This is a genomic window from Streptomyces sp. NPDC048516, from assembly GCF_043199875.1.
Lineage (GTDB): Bacteria > Actinomycetota > Actinomycetes > Streptomycetales > Streptomycetaceae > Streptomyces.
Window position 1 is genome coordinate 16,438 of sequence record NZ_JBICWS010000017.1, and the last position, 18,241, is coordinate 34,678.

Consider the following 18,241-nt stretch of genomic DNA (forward strand, 5'->3'; position numbering starts at 1 on the left):
GGGCGGGCGTACGCTTGGCAACCCCGGCCCGTGAGACGTGTCGGGCTGCTGCGTTGTTCGCCTCGCTGGGACGGAATCTTCTGATGAGCCTGACTGGTCTGCTCGACGCCGTCGTACGGGACCCGGCGCTCGCCGAAGCGCTGCAGGCCGCGGCCGACGGGAACCGGCCGCATCTGGACCTGGTGGGGCCGCCCGCCGCCCGCCCCCTCGCGGTCGCCGCGCTGGCCCGGCAGGCCGGCCGCCCGGTGCTCGCGGTGACCGCCACCGGCCGGGAGGCGGAGGATCTCGCCGCCACGCTGCGCAGCCTGATGCCGGCCGGCGAGGACAACTCCGTCGTGGAGTTCCCGTCCTGGGAGACGCTGCCGCACGAGCGGCTCTCGCCGCGCTCCGACACCGTCGGCCGGCGCCTGGCGGTGCTGCGCCGGCTCGCCCACCCGCGCACCGACGACCCGACGGCCGGCCCCGTCTCCGTCGTCGTCGCGCCCATCCGCTCCGTGCTCCAGCCGCAGGTCAAGGGCCTGGGCGACCTGGAGCCCGTGAGCCTGCGCACCGGGCAGAGCGCCGACCTCGAAGAGATCGTCGACGGCCTGGCGGCGGCTGCGTACGCCCGTGTCGAGCTGGTCGAGAAGCGCGGTGAGTTCGCGGTCCGCGGCGGGATCCTGGACGTCTTCCCGCCGACCGAGGAGCACCCGCTGCGGGTGGAGTTCTGGGGCGACGACGTCGAGGAGATCCGCTACTTCAAGGTCGCCGACCAGCGGTCCCTGGAGGTCGCCGAGCACGGCGTGTGGGCGCCGCCGTGCCGTGAGCTGCTGCTGACCGACACCGTCAGGGAGCGGGCGGCGGCGCTCGCCGAGAAGCATCCCGAACTGGGCGAACTGCTCGGCAAGATCGCCGAGGGGATCGCCGTCGACGGCATGGAGTCGCTGGCCCCGGTCCTGGTGGACGACATGGAGCTGCTGCTGGACGTGCTGCCGGCCGGGAGCATGACGCTGGTGTGCGACCCGGAGCGGGTCCGTACCCGGGCCGCCGACCTGGTGGCGACCAGCCAGGAGTTCCTGCAGGCGTCCTGGGCGGCCAGCGCCGGCGGCGGAGAGGCGCCGATCGATGTGGGCGCGGCCTCCCTGTGGGGCCTCGCGGACGTCCGGGACCGGGCGCGCGAGCTGGGGATGATGTGGTGGTCGGTCAGCCCCTTCGCGTCCGGCGAGGAGCTGGAGGGCGACGGCGACACCCTCAAGCTGGGCATGCACGCCCCCGACACCTACCGCGGAGACACCCAGCGGGCGCTGGCCGACACCAAGCAGTGGCTGGCGGACGGCTGGCGCACGCTGTTCCTCACCGAGGGACACGGCCCGGCGGCCCGTACGGTCGAGGTCCTGGGCGGCGAGGGCATCCCGGCCCGCCTGGACGCCGACCTCGCCACGCTCTCCCCCTCCCTCGTCCATGTCTCCTGCAGCACCCTCGACAACGGCTTCATCGACCCCGGCCTGCGGATCGCGGTCCTCACCGAGACCGACCTCTCCGGCCAGAAGGCGGCCGGCAAGGACGGCGCCCGGATGCCGGCCCGCCGCCGCAAGACCATCGACCCGCTGACCCTGGAAGCCGGCGACTTCATCGTCCACGAGCAGCACGGTGTCGGCCGCTACATCGAGATGGTGCAGCGCACGGTCCAGGGCGCCACCCGCGAATACCTCCTCGTCGAGTACGCGCCCGCCAAGCGCGGCCAGCCCGGCGACCGCCTCTACATTCCCACCGACCAGCTGGAGCAGGTCACCAAGTACGTGGGCGGCGAGGCCCCCACCCTGCACCGGCTCGGCGGCGCCGACTGGACCAAGACCAAGGCGCGCGCCAAGAAGGCCGTCAAGGAGATCGCCGCCGACCTCATCAAGCTGTACTCCGCCCGGATGGCGGCGCCCGGCCACACCTTCGGACCGGACACCCCCTGGCAGCGCGAGCTGGAGGACGCCTTCCCCTACGCGGAGACGCCCGACCAGCTCTCCACCATCGCCGAGGTCAAGGAGGACATGGAGAAGTCGGTCCCCATGGACCGGCTGATCTGCGGCGACGTCGGCTACGGCAAGACGGAGATCGCGGTCCGCGCCGCCTTCAAGGCCGTCCAGGACGGCAAGCAGGTGGCGGTCCTGGTACCGACCACGCTCCTCGTCCAGCAGCACCTCGGCACCTTCACCGAGCGCTACGGCCAGTTCCCGGTCAACGTCCGGGCGCTGTCCCGCTTCCAGACCGACACCGAGGCCAAGGCCGTCCTCGAAGGGCTGCGCGACGGCACCGTCGACCTCGTCATCGGCACCCACCGGCTGTTCTCCTCCGAGACCAAGTTCAAGGACCTGGGCCTGGTCATCGTCGACGAGGAGCAGCGGTTCGGCGTCGAGCACAAGGAACAGCTGAAGAAGCTCCGCGCCAACGTCGACGTCCTGACCATGTCCGCCACGCCCATCCCGCGCACCCTGGAGATGGCGGTCACGGGCATCCGCGAGATGTCCACGATCACCACCCCGCCCGAGGAGCGCCACCCGGTCCTCACCTTCGTCGGCCCCTACGAGCAGAAGCAGATCGGCGCCGCCATCCGCCGTGAACTCCTGCGCGAGGGCCAGGTCTTCTACATCCACAACCGCGTCGAGTCGATCGACCGCGCCGCCGCCCGGCTCCGCGAGATCGTCCCCGAGGCCCGGATCCGGACCGCCCACGGGCAGATGGGCGAGTCGCAGCTGGAGCAGGTCGTCGTCGACTTCTGGGAGAAGAAGTTCGACGTCCTGGTCTCGACGACGATCGTCGAATCGGGCATCGACATCTCCAACGCCAACACCCTGATCGTCGAGCGCGGCGACAACTTCGGCCTCTCCCAGCTCCACCAGCTGCGCGGCCGGGTGGGCCGCGGCCGCGAGCGCGGTTACTCCTACTTCCTCTACCCGCCGGAGAAGCCGCTCACCGAGACCGCCCACGAGCGGCTGGCGACCATCGCCCAGCACACCGAGATGGGCGCGGGCATGTACGTCGCCATGAAGGACCTGGAGATCCGCGGCGCGGGCAACCTCCTCGGCGGCGAGCAGTCCGGCCATATCGCGGGCGTCGGCTTCGACCTCTACGTACGGATGGTGGGCGAGGCGGTCGCCGACTACCGGGCCTCCCTGGAAGGCGGCGTGGAGGAGGAGCCCCCGCTCGAGGTCAAGATCGAGCTCCCCGTCGACGCCCATGTCCCGCACGACTACGCGCCCGGCGAGCGGCTGCGCCTGCAGGCCTACCGCGCCATCGCCTCCGCCTCCTCGGAGGAGGACATCGCGGCCGTCCGCGAGGAGCTGACCGACCGCTACGGCAAACTGCCCGAGCCCGTCGAGAATCTGCTGCTGGTGGCCGGTCTGCGGATGCTCGCCCGCTCCTGCGGCGTCACGGACATCACCCTGCAGGGCTCCAACATCCGCTTCGGGCCGGTGGAGTTGCGCGAATCGCAGGAGCTGCGGCTCAAGCGGCTCCACCCCCGTACGGTCCTCAAGCCGGCCACCCGTCAGATCCTGGTGCCGCGCCCGGCCACCGGCAAGATCGGCGGCAAGCCGCTGGTCGGACGCGAACTGCTGTCGTGGGTGGGGGAGTTCTTGGCCACCATCTTGGGCTCGTAGCCGGTTGGGGCACGTAGCCCTGCTTCCCACGTTGCCGGGTGGGCCCCGCCGGCCACCACTCAGCTACCGGGGCCCCACCACACCACCCACCCCGCTCCCGCCGAAGGCGGGAAAGAACAACGGCAAGAGGAACGGCGGGTCACCCGGCAACGTGGGCGGCGATCCCCCGGGCGCAGACGCCCGGATCGGTGTCGGTGGTGTCGACCTCGATGTCGTAGCGGACGCCCCGGTGCACCAGCGCGGCCTGGGTGGCGGCCATGCCTGCCACCCGGTCCCCGCGGGCGAGTTCGCGGGCGGTGGCGGTGCCGGGATCACAGTGGACGCCGACCCACAGCACCGTCAGGCCGTCCAGCGCCCGGCACCAGCGGTCCTGGCCCGCGCCGCCGTCGAGGAAGACCTCGTCGAGGATGATGCCGGTGCCGGCCCGGGCCATCGCCGCGATGCCGTGCAGCCAGCCGGTCTGCAGCGCGCGGAACGCGGGCCCGACCGAGACCGTGCCGTCGGGCGCGAGGACCAGCCCGTCCGGGGAGGTCATCAGGGCGGGCGGCAGGGCGGCGATAAAGGTGTCGACGCCGAAGGTCAGCCAGGGGCGGGGCAGGGTCTCCTGCAGGGCCCGGGCGAGGGTGGAAGTGCCCGCGCTGGAGCCGCCGTTCAGGACGATCACATCGGTGGTCATCGCGGTACCGTACGCGTTCAGCGGGCGGATGTCCGGTGAAATACGAGCAGGTCCCCGGCGCCTCCCAGGATGACGTAGGTGGACTTGGGGTGGCGGGCGGCGGCATCCGCCAGCGCCTGCCGCGGGGTGCGGTGGTCGCGGAGTTGCACGGCGACGTACTCCGGTGACAGACCGCCGGTGTCGCCGATCCAGAAGACCCGGGTGCGGCCGGCCAGGCGGCTCAGCGGCCGGATGTCGGACTCCACGCTCGCACCGTCGGGTATCCGTGCCAGCAGCTTCTCGGCGGCGGTGACGTCCGGCGGGGTGCGGTAGGTGGCGCCTTCGGTGAGGCGGGCCAGCGGAAGCGTGGTGGTCAGCGCGAGCGCCACGGCCACCACGGCGGCCGGCAGATGGTGGGCGTACGAGCGCAGCCAGGGCCGGGCGGAGACCCGGGCCCCGGGCAGGGCGTCGATCAGGGCGAGGAAGACCACCGGCATCAGGACGGCGTTGTAGTGCCAGTCGATGCCCCAGTAGTGCGGCTCGTGCGACAGGAAACGCCAGCCCAGCGTGGGCAGCGCGACCAGCAGCAGCGGGGAACGCAGCGCGAGCAGGCCGGTGGTGGGCAGCAGCACCCACAGGGTGGTGCGCACGGCCGTGACGAGCGGGATGGTGAGGCCGCCGCCGTCGGCGCCGAACTTGCTCCAGTAGTCGTACGAGCCGGAGCCGTTGAACCCCGGTATGAGCACACCGAGGGTCACGGCGGTGGCGCTGAGGCCGAAGGCGACCAGGCCGATGGCCAGCGGACTGGCCCGCCGGGTACGGATCAGGGCGAGCGCACCGATGACGGCCGCGGTCACCCCCAGATCCTCCTTGACCAGCACCAGCGGCGCGGCCCAGCACACCACCGCGGTCCACCGCCCGCGCAGCACCGCTTCGAGCGCGAAGGCGATCAGCGGCAGCGCGAAGGCGATCTCGTGGAAGTCGAAGTCGACGGCCTTCTGCACACCCCAGGACGTGCCGTAGGCGACGCCGATCGCCAGGCCCGGGACGCGGCCCAGCGTGCGGGCGGCGGCGCGGGTGACCGGTATCGCGGACAGCGCGAAGAGCGCGGCCTGCGCGATCAGCAGGGTCAGCGGGGAGGGGAACAGCCGGTAGAACGGGGCGAGCACGATCAGTACGGGACTGAAGTGGTCACCGAGGATGTTGGTGCCGGGGCCCTTGAGGTCGACGATCGGCGCCCGGAAGTGGGCGTAGCCCCGTATGGCCTGCTCGAAGATGCCCAGGTCCCAGGAGGACGCGGACAGGGTGCGGAAATGGTAGAGCGCCAGCAGCGCGAACGCGACGAAGAAGAACCCCGCCGTCCAGTACGGGTCGAAGCGAGGGGCCCGCAGGGGGGCGGTCCGGGCGCGCAGCCGGTGCGCGGTGCGCCGCAGCCGGCCGGGCTCCTCCGGTGGCGGCGCACCGGCGGCCGTGGCCTCGTGGCCGGCCGGCGGCGGGGCGGACCGGGGCGCCGGTACGGACCCGGCCGGGGCAGCGGTCCGGGGCGGCGGCACAGCGCCGACGTCCTCCCCAAGAATCCGTCCGGGGGCGCCCCCAGCCGTTACTGCGGCCGTGTCCATGCGGATCCTCACTCTCAACTGTCGAAAAGATACTCGAAGCGGAGTCCCGGCCGGCCCGGCGACCGCTGCGACGGTGATGGCGGGGGTGGCAGTGGGCGGCAAGGGGTCGGCAAGAGGGTGGCAGTGGGTCAGACGCGCGCGCCGGGGCGTCCGTTCCAGGGCGGGGCGGGCGAGCGGTGGGCAAGGACGGCCCGGCCCACCGCTCCGAACCACCGGGCGCGGACGCTTCGGTGGCCGTCAGCCAAGACCCAGGAGCGCTCCCACCGTCCCTCCGAGCACCCTGTCACGGACCTCACCGGGAGAGGTGACACGTTCGACCGTGGTACGGGCCAGCAGGGGATCGCCATAGGGGGCGTCCGAGCCGAACAGCGTGCGCTCGGGGATCTCCTGGACCGCCATCCGCACCGCGAAGATCAGATTGGCCGTGGACAGTTCCAGGTACATGCTCGGGGTGTCCCGCACCAGTTCGATGGCCTCCATCCAGTGCATCCCGCCGAGCTGGCTGATCACCAGCGGGACCGCCCGGTACCGAGTGGCGAGCCGGGAGAGGGTACGCAGGTCTTCGGCGGTGGTGGGGGCAAAACCGTGCACCACGACGGGTAGCCCGCCATGGTCGTGCGCGGCCCGCAGCACGGGCTCGATGCGAGCGGCCTGACCTGCCGGAGGAGTGAGCTCGCCGATACCGCGCAGTCCCCGCCCCACCACGTCGCGCTCGACCACGGCCGCGATGCGCTCCTCGGGCAGGTCGAGAGGAACGGCGCCGAACCCGATGAACCGGTCCGGGTGCGCGGCCAGGGCCTCGTCCAGCTCCCGCCGGGCGGTGCGGTAGCCGTCGGCATCGTTTCCCCGGCCTGCCAGGGCGTTGTCGAGGGCGCTCATCTCGTGACGCAGCGAGGCAAGATCGACGGCCCGTTCCGGGTGCGGGCGCGTCGCAAAGAGCACCGTGCGGTCCACCCCGGCGTCGTCAAGGCCGGCGAGATGGTGCTCCACCGGGTCGTGGACATGGCTGTGGGCATCGATGATCACAAGATTCTCCGATTTCTCCGAGGCGGTCCGGCATCCGGAATGCGACCGGGCGGCTCACTGTTGCTCCTTGACACCGTGTGAAGGTCAACTACGGAGAGGGCGGGTGGACGGTGCTCATCGGGGAACTGGCCGAACGGACCGGGACCAGCGAACGTCTGCTGCGCCATTACGAGCGGGTGGGGCTGCTGCGGCCCGGGCGCCTGCCCAACGGATACCGCAGGTACGACGAGGGAGCCGAGGAAGAGGTGCAGCGGATCCGGGCCCTGCTCGCGGCGGGACTGCCGACCCGGGTCATCCGTCAGGTGCTCCCCTGCACCACCGCCGGGGCAACGGTGCTGCCGTGCCCCGGGATTCTGGACGCGCTGCGCACCCAGCTGCGGACGCTGGATCAGCGCTCTGCCGAGATCGCCACGGCCCGGAAGATCCTGCGGCAGACCATCACCACCGCTGAGGCGGCGGCCACGGCGGGGAGCTGACTGCTGACGCGCAGGCCGGCTTACGCGCGGCCCGCTTACGTGCAGGGCTGCTTGCCCGCGGGCCCGCTTGCGCGCAGGGCCGCTTGCGCGCAGGCCGCTTGCGCGCGCGGCGAACCGGCGCCCGGGAGCGGAACCGTCCCCGCCCCAGATCGTTGGCCGAAGCAGTGGCCTGGGCCACGCCGACTCCATAGCATCGATCCACCAAGGTCGAGACTCCGTCGCACGATCTGCCGGGAGGCCATGTGTTCCGCCGTAGGACAGCGCTCTCCGTATCCGCCACCGCCGGCCTGCTGGCCGCGGCCCCGTTGCTCGCGGCCTGTGGCAGCGAGGCCCATCCCGGGGCCGCGGCCCTCGTGGACGGGAAGCGGATCACCGTCTCGCAGTTGCAGGCGAAGGTGAAGGATGTCCGCGCCGCGCAGGCCAGGTCGCCGCAGGGCGACCAGCTCATCATGAACACCGGCCGGCTGAGCCTGGCCACCCTCAACGGCATGATCTTCGACGAGGTGCTGGCCCGCGGCGCGCACGATGCCGGGGTGACGGTCACCCGGCGCGACGTCCAGCGGTGGCGGGCCCAGGCGGAGAAGCAGGCCGGCGGCGCCGACCGGCTGAAGGAGATGTGGCTCCAGCAGGGCATCGCCCCCGACGAGATCGACGCCATGGTCCGCAATCAGCTGCTGCTCGACGGCGTCGCCCAGCGGCTCGGCGCGGACCGCGGCAAGCCGCAGGGCCAGCAGAAGCTCGCCCAGGCACTGGCCAAGACCTCCCGGTCCATGGGGATCGACGTCAATCCCCGGTTCGGCAAGTGGGACGACCACCAGGTCATCCTCGGCGAGACCAAGGACCCGTGGATCACCAGGGAGCCGGTGAAGCAGCAGGCCTGAGCCCGGCTGTCTGCGGGTGGCCGGCGGTATCCGCCCACTGCAGCCGGCTGCCCACTGCCGCCGGCCGTCCATGCCGCCCGCCGCCCACCGGCTCCGGGCGTTGTCGGTGCGGTGCGTTACGTTCGAGGCGTGAACGCTGACGCCTCCGCCGCCGACACCGGCGCCGAAGCCCGCCCCGAGGGCACCGGCACCGGACGCCTGGTCCTGCTCACCACCAGCCACCGGGTCGCCCCCGGACTCCTGTCCTGGCCCGCCTGGCAGATCCTGCGCGGGGCGGACCGGGTGCTGAGCACCGACCCGGACCATCCGCAGCTGCCCTATCTGCGGGAAGCCGGCATCGAGGTGGAGACGGCCGCCCCCGCCGCCCGCGAACTCGTCGACTACTGCGTGCCGGGCGACCGTACGGCCGTCGTCCTGACCTCCGCGGACGGCGAGAGCGCGCTGACCGACGGCCTGGCCCGGCTGGCCGGTTCCGGCCGCGAGACCATGCCGGACCTGGAGCTGCTGCCCGGCTCCTACGACCTGCCCGGCGCCCGGCTGCTCGACCTCGTCCAGGTCATGGACCAGATCCGCGCCGCCTGCCCCTGGAGCAGCATCCGTACGCACCGCGACCTCGCCAAGTACGGCATCGAGGAGGCGTACGAGCTGGTCGAGGCCATTGAGGAGGACGATCGCGAGGCGCTGCGCGAGGAGTTGGGCGATGTCCTCCTCCAGGTCGTCTTCCATGCCCGGATCGCCCAGGACGACCCCGATGAGCCGTTCTCCCTCGACGATGTCGCGGGCGGGATCGTCGAGAAGCTGATCCGCCGCCATCCCCATGTCTTCGGGGAGGCGGACGCGGCGACCCCGGAGGACGTCAGGGCGCAGTGGCTGCGGGTGAAGGCGGAGGAGAAGCAGCGCGATTCGGTGACCGAGGGCGTTCCGCTGGCCCAGCCCGGCCTGGCGCTGGCGGCGAAGCTCGCCGCGCGCGCCCGTACGGCAGGGCTCGAGGTGGCACCCCCGGCCGGCCAGGGCATCGGGTACGAGCTCCTGGCGCTGGCGATGCGGGCCGAGGCGGAGGGGGTGGACCCGGAGGCGGCACTGCGCGCGGCGGCACGGGCCTACCGGGATGCGGTGGTGGCTGCCGAGGGCGAGGCCGGGACCGGGGCCGTCTGAGACCAGGGCTGTCGGAGACCGGGGCCGTCGAAGACCAGGGCCGTCCGAGGCCGGAGACTGTCCGAGTCCGGAGTCGTCTCAGGCCGGGGGCGCCGCCCTGTCACGACGTGACCCGAGCCGCCGCCCCCGTCATGACGTGAGCGGAGCTGCCGTTTCGCCGGTGGCCGACGCTTCCCGCTCCGCGGAGCAGCTCGCCGTCCTGCGACGGTGCCGTAGCCGGTCGGCGAGCCAGAGCGCCGCGACCGTCACCGCCAGTGCGGCGCCCAGCGCGCACACCCCGCCCCAGCCGCCGACGCCCCACACCACCGACGTCAGCGCCGAACCGACCGCCCCGCCCACGAAGTAGCTGGTCATATAGGCCGAGTTGAGGCGGTTGCGGGCCTCGGGGCGTACCGCGTAGACCAGGTTCTGGTTGCTGATGTGCACCGCCTGCGCGGACAGGTCCAGCACGATCACCCCGGCCAGCAGCGCCGCCAGCGACCAGGCTCCGCCCGCCCCGCCGGCCGCGAGCAGGCCCCAGGACCCCAGGAGCAGGAAGGCCGCGGCGCCGGTGACACGGTGCGCCAGACCGCGGTCCGCCAGCCGTCCGGCCACCGAGGCGGACAGCGAACCGGCCGCGCCCACCAGCCCCAGCAGACCGATGGCCGACTCCTGCCAGCCGTAGGCCGGGCCGGACATCAAGAACGCCAGCGCGGTCCACAGCACGCTGAAGCCCGCGAAGGTCAGGGCGCCCAGCGCACCGCGCCACCGCAGCACCGGCTCCTGGGCGAACAGCGCCAGCGTGGAGCGCAGCAGCGCCGGATAGCGCAGCCCGGCGGGGGTGCGCAGTGCGGGCAGCCGGAGCCGCAGCAGCACCGCCATCAGCAGCATCAGCGCCGCGTTGACCCAATACACGGTGCGCCAGCCGCCCAGCTCGGCGAGGAGACCGGCCGCCGTACGGGCCAGCAGGATGCCCAGCAGCAGCCCGGTCATGACGGTGCCGACGGTCCGGCCGCGTTCGGCGGGCGCCGCGAGGGTCGCCGCGTAGGGCACCACGACCTGGGCGGCGACCGAGGCCAGTCCGGTCAGTGCGGTGCCGGTCAGCAGGAGGGCGGCGTTCGGCGCGCTCGCGGTGACGGTGAGGAAGGCCGCGGTCGCCGTGGTCAGGGTGACGGCGAGCCGGCGCCGCTCCAGCAGATCGCCGAGCGGGACGAGCAGCAGCAGGCCGAGGCCGTAGCCGACCTGGGCGACGGTGACGACCAGCGCGGAGGTGGACGCGGACAAGTGCAGATCGCGGCCGATGACGTCCAGCAGCGGCTGGGCGAAGTAGTTGCCCGCGACGGACAGTCCGGTGGCGACCGCCATCAGCAGCAGCGTGCCGCGCCCCAGGCCCGGCCGCGGGTCCGCCGGGCCCCCGGCGGCCGCCTCCGGTATGCGCCCGGTCATGCGCTCGGTCTCCATCAGATGCCCTCCCGTGCGGTGCCCACGGCCACCGTGGCGGCGGGCGTCTCCCAGCCTGGGCCCGGGCCATCGATGAGTCCAACACATTGTTGTCATCTCATCCATCGTGAAAGGAGATGGCTGCTCCTAGGATCGGTGGCATGGAGCTCCAGCAGATGCGCTATGTGGTCGCGGTGGCCGAGGCCGGTGGGTTCACCCGGGCCGCCGAGCGCTGCCATGTGGTGCAGTCCGCGCTCAGTCATCAGATCGCCCGGCTGGAGAAGGAGCTCGGGGCCCGGCTCTTCGACCGGACCAGCCGCAGGGTCCGGCTGACGACCGCCGGTGAGGCCTTCGTTCCGGTGGCGCGGCAGGCGCTGGAGGCCGCCGAACGGGCCCGCGCCGAGGTGGCGGCGGCGACCGGGGAGGTGCGCGGGCGGCTGGCCGTCGGTGCGATCTCCACCGTCGCGGCCGTGGATCTGGCCCGTGAGCTGGGCGCTTTCCGGACGCGCTGTCCCGGGGTGCGGATCAGTCTGCAGATGGAGATGAGTGACCGGCTCCTCGAACAGGTGCGGCAGGGCGCCCTGGACGTCGCCTTCGTCGGGCTGGTGCCCGGCGCCCGCACCGTCGGCGTACGGGAGAAGGAGCTGGCGCGCGGTGAACTGGTCGCCGTGGTGCCGCCGGGGCATCCGCTGGCGGAGCGGGAGTGGACCACGCTGTCGCGGATGGCGCGGGAGACGTTCGTCGACTTCACGGCGGGGTCCGCGGCCCGCAGGCAGCGCGATGAGGCGTTCCGTGCGGCGGGGCTGACGTCGGAGGTGGCGTTCGAGGTGACCACCGTCGAGTTCCTGGCGAAGCTGGTGCGGGCGGGCCTGGGTGTCGGGATGGTGCCGGAGGCCATCGCTTCCGAGCTGGGTGGGCTGCACATCGTGCGGGTGCGGCCGGCGCCCGAGCGCACCGAGCGGGTGGTGTGGAGCGGTCTCGGCCCCTCGCCGGCGGCCGTGGCGTTCCTGACGGGGCTGGGGGTGGATCCGGCGTAGCGCTGGGGGTGCGAGGGGGTGCGGCGGGCGCCGGACAGCGCGCGGGCGCACCACGGTGTGCCCAACGGTTACGGTCGGAAGGTGCACGACAAGCCCGACGCCCCCGATGCCGACGCCTCCGCGGTCCACCCCGATGCCGACGCCTCCGCGGTCCACCCCGATGCGGACGCCGCCGCGGGCCACCCCGCCCCCGATGCCGTCGTGGGCCACCCCGCCCCCGACGACTCCGCGGACCGCCCTGGCCCGGACGTCCCCGCCTCCGCCGGCTGCCCCGCCTCCGACGCCCCCGCGGGCCGTCCATCCCCTGCCGCCGACGCCCCCGCGGGCTGCCCCGCCGCGCCCGCCCCCGAGCTGTTCACCTGGGAGTTCGCCGCCGACCCCTACCCCGCGTACGCCTGGCTGCGGGAGCATGCGCCGGTGCACCGGACCGAGCTGCCCAGCGGCGTCGAGGCCTGGCTGGTGACCCGTTACACCGAGGCGCGGCAGGCGCTCGCCGACGGCCGGCTGTCGAAGAACCCGGTGCACCACAGCGAGGCCGCGCACGGCAAGGGCAAGGTCGGCATCCCCGGTGAGCGCAGCGCCAACCTGATGACGCATCTGCTCAACATCGACCCACCGGACCACACCCGGCTGCGCCGGCTGGTCTCGAAGGCCTTCACCCCGCGCCGGGTGGCCGCCTTCGCCCCGCGCGTCCAGGAGCTGACCGACCACCTCATCGACCAGTTCGCGGCGAAGGGCGAGGCCGACCTCATCCATGAGTTCGCCTTCCCGCTCCCCATCTACGCGATCTGCGATCTGCTGGGGGTGCCGCGCGAGGACCAGGACGACTTCCGCGACTGGGCGGGCATGATGATCCGGCACGGCGGGGGGCCGCGCGGCGGTGTCGCCCGGTCCGTGAAGAAGATGCGCGGCTATCTCGCCGAGCTGATCCACCGTAAGCGCGAGTCGCTGGGGGACACCGCGGAGGCGGACGAGGATCTGATCTCCGGCCTGATCCGCGCCTCGGACCACGGTGAGCACCTCACCGAGAACGAGGCCGCCGCGATGGCCTTCATCTTGCTGTTCGCCGGTTTTGAGACGACCGTGAACTTGATCGGTAACGGCATCTACGCCCTGCTGCGCCACCCGGCCCAGCGCGAGCTGCTGCAGAAGTCGATCACGGCGGGCGACACCGATCTGCTCACCACCGGCATCGAGGAACTGCTCCGTTACGACGGCCCCGTGGAGCTGGCGACCTGGCGGTTCGCGACGCAGGAGCTGACCCTGGGCGGGCAGCGGATCGCGAAGGGCGACCCGGTCCTGGTGGTGCTGGCCGCCGCCGACCGCGATCCGGCGCGCTTCGCCGAGCCGGATGTCCTGGATCTGACCCGTCGTGACAACCAGCACCTGGGGTACGGGCACGGCATCCACTACTGCCTGGGTGCGCCGCTCGCCCGGCTCGAAGGACAGGCCGCTCTGGCGACGCTGCTGACCCGGCTCCCGGACCTCCGGCTCGCCGTGGAGCCGGACGCCTTGCGCTGGCGTGGCGGGCTCATCATGCGCGGACTGCGGTCGCTGCCGGTGGAGTTCCCGCCCGAACGCCCTGACCAGCAACAAGGTCAAAAGTGACAGAGAGTCAGGCGCGTGACCTTCGCGTGATCTGCACTACACCGACTTGTGACTACCCGTGACCCCGGCTACCTTTCCACCGACGATCGACGGGCTTGGCCCGATCGGCCGAAGCGGTGATGTGGGGGACCGGTGTAACGGTGCGCCTCGTGCGCGTCGGCCGGGCTGGTAACCCGTCGAGCAGCTCGCAGAGCTCGTCGTACAACTCAACCGCCGCGCGAAAGGCATCCGCATGCGTTCCGGGAACGGCCGACACCGTCGACCCCGCCAGGCACCGGCCATCTTTGTCACGGCGGGAGTGACCGGCGCCGGTTTCGCCCTGCCACTGCTCGCCGCGAGTGGCGCTCACGCCGCCGACACCGCGACCTGGGACAAGGTCGCCCAGTGTGAGACCGGCGGCGTCTGGAGCGCGGCTTCGGGCAACAGCTACTACGGCGGGCTGCAGCTCACCCAGGAGCTGTGGGACAGCTACGGCGGCTCGTCCTACGCCTCGCGCCCCGACCTCGCCAGCCGCTCCCAGCAGATCGCGGTGGCCGAGTCGATCCTCGACCACCGCGGCCCGGACGTCTGGTCGAGCTGTGCGGTGAGCGCCGGTCTGACCAAGGACGGCCAGGCGCCGGAGGTCGACCCGGGCAGCACCGCCACTCCCTCGCCCGACCCGTCGGACGACGGCGGCTCCCCGGACCCCTGGGACTCGTCCGGCACCCCTGACGCCTCGGACTCCACCGGGACGCACGACCGGCCCGGCGACGAGTCGTCCGATCCGACGCCGTCGCCCGACGCCTCGGACTCAGCCGGGACGCACGAGCCCGGCGACGGGGCCTCCGACCCGGCGACGCCGGGCGACCGGGCCGACGACCCGTCGCGGTCCGCCGACCCGTCAGCCGACCCGTCCGACGACCCGTCGCGGTCCGGCGAACCCTCCGACGAGCCCTCCGGCGGCCCGTCCGACGGCGGCAGCCGTACGGACACCACCGGCACGCCGCGGGAGACGCCCGCGAAGGGCAAGCACCGCGGCGGCACGGGCGACGAGGGTGCCGACGGCGGCGGCAGGTCCTCCGGCGGCCGGCACGCCTCGCGTGGTGACGCCGAGCGCACCGGCCCGGCGGCCGACGGCGACTACACCGTGCGCCCCGGTGACACGCTGTCAGCCATCGCCTCGGCCCACCGGCTGTCCGGCGGCTGGACCGCCCTCTACGACCGCAACGAGGACGTCATCGGCTCCGACGCGGACCTGATCAAGCCGGGCCAACTGCTCGATCTCGGGCACTCCGCGGGGTAATTCGCCGCCGTTCGACCGCTTTTGGGAAAGTGAGACAAGGGTCTCGTTGACTCAGGCGAACCCCGGTGTGTGCCGCCTCGGCAAACCGGGGTTCACCTGCGAGTATGTGACCCACTCGTGATCAAAAGCGGTCAACTTGGTTCAGATGGTGGGGTTTGAACCCCAAGCCCATTACTGCTTAACGTCAGGACCGCTCGCCAAAGCGGGCCCTTTGATCACACGCCGAGTCCTGCCGGTGATCGGAGGCACTTGACGCGCAAGCGCCGAAGGCAGGAGCGGGGGAACCAAGGTAAGTGCCGGCCCCGCCCGTGAAAGCGGGTCAACCGGCTTGGGGTGAAGCCACGTGCGCCACGCGCACACGGCCGGGCGATTCTCACAGCCCGAACCCGACAGCTCACCTCGTAGGCGTCGGTGAGGAAACGAACCAACCATGCTGATCATCAAGGGCAAGCACCGTCGTCCGTCCAAGGCCGTCCGCGTCGCCACCCTCGCCGGCATCGCCGGAGCTGCCGTGGCCGTCCCGCTGATGGGTGCCACCTCCGCCTCCGCCGCCTCCGTCTCCACCTGGGACAAGGTCGCCCAGTGCGAGTCCGGCGGCAACTGGTCGATCAACACCGGTAACGGCTACTACGGTGGCCTGCAGTTCTCCAACTCCAGCTGGGCCGCGGCCGGTGGCACCAAGTACGCCGCGCGCGCCGACCTGGCCAGCAAGTCCCAGCAGATCGCCGCCGCCGAGAAGCTCCTCGCCATCCAGGGCCCGGGCGCCTGGTCCTGCGCCGGCGCCGGCAACCTGACCTCCGGCGGCCCCGCGGCCGACGTCGACACCTCCGGCTCCGCGCAGACCAAGTCCGCGCCCCAGCAGGACCAGGGCTCCGCCAAGGCCGAGACGAAGAAGGCCCCGGCCGCTCCCGAGCAGCACGCCTCGCGCTCGACCGAGCGCAAGTCCATGGGCCACGGCAACTACACCGTCAAGGCGGGCGACACCCTCGCCAAGATCGCCAAGGCGCACGGCAGCGACTGGAAGTCCGTCTACAAGGCCAACAAGTCGGTCATCGGCGGCAACCCGAACCTGATCTTCCCGGGTCAGAAGCTCAACGTCTGAGTCTCCTCTCACCGGGACCAGGTGGGCTCGAGCGGCGGGCCCCCTTCCTGTGTGAGACCGCTGTGAGACAGCTTCCGGTGTGACAGCCCCGCCCGGCGCGCGCTTGCTCCAGCGCGCCGCGGCGGGGCTTCTCTCATCCGGCGCCGTGACCGGGCCGCCGCAGCCGAGGTGGCCGCACGCCGGTGACCGGCGCCGTTCCAGGTTTTTCCCGTTCAGCGAACAATGCCCTCAAATGTCCAGCGAACTGGGCCTTTGGGAAGTTTTCCGGGTCGTTCCGTCCCACGGAGCGGGCCAAGGGCAGGCTGACGCACCCGGGGCCGTTAGGCTCATGCGCAGAACGCCAGACACCCACGAAGGAGACAACGTGCCGTCGATCGACGTCGTCGTAGCCCGCGAAATTCTCGACTCGCGAGGTAATCCCACGGTCGAGGTCGAGGTCGGCCTCGACGACGGCAGCACCGGCCGTGCCGCCGTGCCGTCCGGCGCCTCCACCGGCGCCTTCGAGGCCATCGAGCTTCGTGACGGCGACCCGAACCGCTACCTGGGCAAGGGCGTGGAGAAGGCCGTCCTGGCCGTCATCGAGCAGATCGGCCCGGAGCTCGTCGGCTACGACGCCACCGAGCAGCGGCTGATCGACCAGGCCATGTTCGACCTGGACGCCACCGACAACAAGGGCTCGCTCGGCGCCAACGCCATCCTCGGCGTCTCCCTCGCCGTCGCGCACGCCGCCTCCGAGGCCAGCGACCTCCCGCTGTTCCGCTACCTCGGCGGCCCGAACGCGCACGTCCTGCCCGTCCCGATGATGAACATCCTGAACGGCGGCTCGCACGCCGACTCCAACGTGGACATCCAGGAGTTCATGATCGCCCCGATCGGCGCGGAGTCCTTCTCCGAGGCGCTGCGCTGGGGCGCCGAGGTCTACCACACCCTCAAGAAGGTCCTGAAGGAGCGCGGGCTGTCCACCGGCCTCGGTGACGAGGGCGGCTTCGCCCCGAACCTGGGCTCCAACCGCGAGGCCCTGGACCTCATCCTGGAGGCCGTCAAGCAGGCCGGTTACGCCCCCGGCCAGGACATCGCGCTCGCGCTGGACGTCGCCGCCTCCGAGTTCTACAAGGACGGCAAGTACCAGTTCGAGGGCAAGGACCGCTCGGCCGCCGAGATGACCGAGTACTACGAGGAGCTGGTGGACGCCTACCCGCTCGTCTCCATCGAGGACCCGCTGTTCGAGGACGACTGGGCCGGCTGGAAGGTCATCACCGACAAGCTCGGTGCCAAGGTCCAGCTCGTCGGCGACGACCTGTTCGTCACCAACCCCGAGCGCCTGGCCCGCGGCATCGAGGAGGGCTCCGCCAACGCGCTGCTGGTGAAGGTCAACCAGATCGGCTCGCTGACCGAGACCCTGGACGCCGTCGAGCTGGCCCAGCGCAACGGCTTCAAGTGCATGATGTCGCACCGCTCCGGTGAGACCGAGGACGTCACCATCGCCGACCTCGCCGTCGCCACCAACTGCGGCCAGATCAAGACCGGCGCCCCGGCCCGCTCCGAGCGCGTCGCCAAGTACAACCAGCTGCTGCGCATCGAGGAGATCCTCGACGACGCCGCGGTCTACGCCGGCCGCTCCGCCTTCCCGCGGTTCCGCCACGGCAGCTGACCGCAGACGGCTCGCTGCCCGCCCGACCGGGGCAGAGGGCCGATCGGGCGAGGCAACCGCCCGGCACCCCGTACGTCCCCGGCGACGGTCCCGTACCGTTGCCGGGGACGTAGCTGCTTGAAGCAGTCAGGCGTCCGTCAGTGAAGGGGAGGCGACGTGCCCGCGGACCGGTTCTCGACCGCGACCCGACTCAAGGCGCTCGGCGAGCAGGCCGCCGCCCGCGTCTACCGCGCCCGCCCGCCCCGACGCAACCGCCTCACCGGCCGCGCCGCCCTGCTGGCGCTGGTGATGTGCTCCCTGGTGGTCGCCCTGGCGTACCCGATAAGGCAGTACGTCTCCCAGCGCTCCGACATCGCCGACCAGCGTCGCAAGGCCCAGGAAGCGGGCGCCGCCCTCGACCGGCTGCGCGAGCAGAAGGCCCGCTGGCAGGACCCCGACTTCGTACGCCAGCAGGCCCGGCGGCATCTGCACTACCTCCTGCCGGGCGAGACCGGCTATATCGTCCAGGACGGCTCCGCCGCCGGCTCCGCCCCCAAGGGGCCGCAAGCGGCGCAGCGCCCCTGGTACGAGAATCTGTGGGACACCGTCGACGCGGCCGACAAGCGGTAGCCCCCGGCTGCCCGTACCGCCGCCGGGCGCCGGCCCGTAGTGTCGGGGCCGGACGGCCCGCCCCGCCGCCACCTCACCACTCACCTCACCGA

At 72.3% G+C, this 18,241-nt stretch carries 14 protein-coding genes and 1 riboswitch; of the genes, 10 read left to right on the plus strand and 4 right to left on the minus strand.

Going from position 1 to position 18,241, the window contains the following annotated elements; all coding sequences use genetic code 11:
- The first annotated feature begins 83 nt into the window (after positions 1–83).
- A complete protein-coding gene (gene mfd, locus ACGFR7_RS28640; RefSeq protein WP_393324861.1) occupies positions 84–3,629 on the plus strand; it encodes a transcription-repair coupling factor in 3,546 nt (1,181 codons plus the stop codon).
- 139 nt (positions 3,630–3,768) lie between these two features.
- Here the strand turns inward: mfd and cpt are convergent, their stop codons facing one another.
- From cpt to ACGFR7_RS28655, 3 genes are all read right to left on the minus strand, one after another.
- Entirely contained in the window at positions 3,769–4,305 is a 537-nt protein-coding gene (gene cpt / locus ACGFR7_RS28645) for a chloramphenicol phosphotransferase CPT (protein ID WP_393324863.1), read from the minus strand.
- Positions 4,306–4,322: 17 nt separating this feature from the next.
- On the minus strand, positions 4,323–5,903 hold the full coding sequence (locus ACGFR7_RS28650) for a DUF2079 domain-containing protein (RefSeq protein ID WP_393324865.1): 1,581 nt from the start codon (positions 5,901–5,903) through the stop codon (positions 4,323–4,325).
- Between the two features lie 237 nt (positions 5,904–6,140).
- On the minus strand, positions 6,141–6,929 hold the full coding sequence (locus ACGFR7_RS28655; protein WP_393324867.1) for an amidohydrolase family protein: 789 nt from the start codon (positions 6,927–6,929) through the stop codon (positions 6,141–6,143).
- A 77-nt stretch (positions 6,930–7,006) separates the two neighbouring features.
- Between ACGFR7_RS28655 and ACGFR7_RS28660 the strand changes: the two genes are divergently transcribed.
- From ACGFR7_RS28660 to ACGFR7_RS28670, 3 genes are all read left to right on the plus strand, one after another.
- Positions 7,007–7,405, plus strand: coding sequence for a MerR family transcriptional regulator (locus ACGFR7_RS28660; protein WP_393324869.1), 399 nt, complete (start codon positions 7,007–7,009; stop codon positions 7,403–7,405).
- A gap of 242 nt (positions 7,406–7,647) precedes the next feature.
- Positions 7,648–8,286 (plus strand): SurA N-terminal domain-containing protein, encoded by a 639-nt coding sequence (locus ACGFR7_RS28665; protein WP_393324871.1) that lies wholly within the window; start codon positions 7,648–7,650, stop codon positions 8,284–8,286.
- A 129-nt stretch (positions 8,287–8,415) separates the two neighbouring features.
- Positions 8,416–9,441 (plus strand): nucleoside triphosphate pyrophosphohydrolase, encoded by a 1,026-nt coding sequence (locus tag ACGFR7_RS28670; RefSeq protein WP_393324873.1) that lies wholly within the window; start codon positions 8,416–8,418, stop codon positions 9,439–9,441.
- Between the two features lie 129 nt (positions 9,442–9,570).
- Here ACGFR7_RS28670 and ACGFR7_RS28675 read toward each other — a convergent pair whose 3' ends face one another.
- Positions 9,571–10,866, minus strand: a complete 1,296-nt coding sequence (locus ACGFR7_RS28675; RefSeq protein ID WP_393324875.1) for an MFS transporter — start codon at positions 10,864–10,866, stop codon at positions 9,571–9,573.
- Positions 10,867–11,021: 155 nt separating this feature from the next.
- On the opposite strand from ACGFR7_RS28675, the gene ACGFR7_RS28680 reads away from it, so the two are divergent.
- The 6 genes from ACGFR7_RS28680 to ACGFR7_RS28705 all read left to right on the plus strand — a co-directional run bounded on the left by ACGFR7_RS28680 (position 11,022) and on the right by ACGFR7_RS28705 (position 18,149).
- Positions 11,022–11,897, plus strand: a complete 876-nt coding sequence (locus ACGFR7_RS28680) for a LysR family transcriptional regulator (protein ID WP_393324877.1) — start codon at positions 11,022–11,024, stop codon at positions 11,895–11,897.
- Positions 11,898–12,248: 351 nt separating this feature from the next.
- On the plus strand, positions 12,249–13,505 hold the full coding sequence (locus tag ACGFR7_RS28685) for a cytochrome P450 (RefSeq protein WP_393325029.1): 1,257 nt from the start codon (positions 12,249–12,251) through the stop codon (positions 13,503–13,505).
- A gap of 298 nt (positions 13,506–13,803) precedes the next feature.
- On the plus strand, positions 13,804–14,787 hold the full coding sequence (locus ACGFR7_RS28690; RefSeq protein WP_393324879.1) for a transglycosylase family protein: 984 nt from the start codon (positions 13,804–13,806) through the stop codon (positions 14,785–14,787).
- A 251-nt stretch (positions 14,788–15,038) separates the two neighbouring features.
- Positions 15,039–15,210, plus strand: a riboswitch (cyclic di-AMP (ydaO/yuaA leader).
- A 7-nt stretch (positions 15,211–15,217) separates the two neighbouring features.
- A complete protein-coding gene (locus tag ACGFR7_RS28695) occupies positions 15,218–15,889 on the plus strand; it encodes a transglycosylase family protein (protein WP_350251333.1) in 672 nt (223 codons plus the stop codon).
- A gap of 328 nt (positions 15,890–16,217) precedes the next feature.
- Positions 16,218–17,540 (plus strand): phosphopyruvate hydratase, encoded by a 1,323-nt coding sequence (gene eno / locus ACGFR7_RS28700; RefSeq protein WP_393324881.1) that lies wholly within the window; start codon positions 16,218–16,220, stop codon positions 17,538–17,540.
- 156 nt (positions 17,541–17,696) lie between these two features.
- Entirely contained in the window at positions 17,697–18,149 is a 453-nt protein-coding gene (locus ACGFR7_RS28705) for a septum formation initiator family protein (protein WP_393324883.1), read from the plus strand.
- The last annotated feature ends 92 nt before the right edge of the window (positions 18,150–18,241 follow it).